The organism is Microbacterium sp. sgz311019, assembly GCF_056135325.1.
In genome coordinates this window covers 1-1,369 of the sequence record NZ_JBWAXO010000029.1, presented here as the reverse complement: position 1 = coordinate 1,369, position 1,369 = coordinate 1, and the positions used below count along the sequence as shown (strand labels likewise).

Below are 1,369 nucleotides of genomic sequence, written 5' to 3'. Positions count from 1 at the left end.
TTAGGCGCTGAGTTCGAGGAGGGTGTCGGTGTTCACCTCGATTCCGGTGTCGGCGACGAGAGTGAGCCTGGACTTCGCGAGCATCTCGAGGCCGAGGTAGCGGCGTCCTTCGACCCATTCGTCGGTCTGCTCGGCGAGCACGGCGCCGACGAGGCGGATGATCGCGTCCCTGTTCGGGAAGATGCCCACGCTGTCGGTGCGGCGGCGGATCTCTCGATTGAGGCGCTCGTTCGGATTGTTGGACCAGATCTGCTGCCAGAGCCCGTCGGGGAAGCCGGTGAACGCGAGGATGTCGGCGCGCGCGGTGTCGAGGTGCTCGAACGCGTCAGGCAGCTTCCCGTCGACGTAGTCGAGGAGCCGGTCGAACTGGGCGTGCACGGCGTCCGCGTCGGGTTGGTCGTAGACGGAGTGCAGCATCGCCTTCACGGCCGGCCACATGGTCTTCGGGGTCACACTCATCAGGTTCGCGGCGTAATGCGTGCGGCATCGCTGCCAGACTGCGCCGGGCAGGTTCGCGGCGATCGCTTCCACGAGACCGGCGTGGGCGTCGCTGGTGACCAGGCGCACCCCGCCGAGGCCGCGGGCGACGAGGTCGGCGAAGAAGCTGTTCCAGGCCGCTCCCGTCTCGCTGGTCGCGACCCGCAGGCCGAGGACTTCCCGGTGTCCGTCGCCGTTGACGCCGGTCGCGACCATAACGACCGCGTTGATGACGCGGCCGCCTTCGCGGACCTTCATGGTGAGCGCGTCGGCGGCGACGAACGTGAACGGGCCGGCGTCGTCCAGCGGGCGGTGCCGGAACTGGTCGACGTGCTCGTCGAGGTCCGCCGCCATCCGGGAGACTTGCGACTTCGACAGGGAGTGGATCCCGAGGGTCTTGACCAGCTTGTCCATCCGACGCGTGGAGACCCCGGCGAGGTAGCAGTCCGCGACCACGGTGATCATCGCCGTCTCGGCGCGCTTGCGGCGCTCCAGCAGCCACTCCGGGAAGTAGGTTCCCTGCCGCAGCTTCGGGATCTGAACGTCGATGGTGCCGACCCGGGTGTCCAGATCGCGGTGCCGGTACCCGTTGCGCTGTGTCGTGCGAGTCGGGCTGGGCCTGCCCCATTCCGCGCCGACGACAGCGTCCGCGTCGGCGGACAAGAGCGCGTTGATCATCGTCTGCAGCAAGCTGCGCATCAGATCCGGAGATGCGTCGGTGAGGGCTTCAGCGAGCACGCCGGCAGGGTCGACAATATGAGGTGCGGTCATCGTGATGATGCCTTTCGAGTGGGATGTGAGAGTTTCCTCGAAGGATCACACGGTGACCGCGCTCACATCGCAAGCGACGAGCTCGGCCACCGCGGGCTACACCACGTTAAGGGGCACTACT

1 protein-coding gene is annotated in these 1,369 nt (G+C 67.2%); it reads right to left on the bottom strand.

The window, feature by feature from the left end:
- On the bottom strand, window positions 1–1,248 hold the full coding sequence (locus AC0NZN_RS18340) for an IS256 family transposase (protein WP_474593762.1): 1,248 nt from the start codon (window positions 1,246–1,248) through the stop codon (window positions 1–3).
- Window positions 1,249–1,369: the final 121 nt, after the last annotated feature.

Excerpts from the sequence above, each read along its gene's own strand:
- AC0NZN_RS18340 (WP_474593762.1), bottom strand. The coding sequence starts at position 1,248 with ATGACCGCACCTCATATTGTCGACCCTGCCGGCGTGCTCGCTGAAGCC.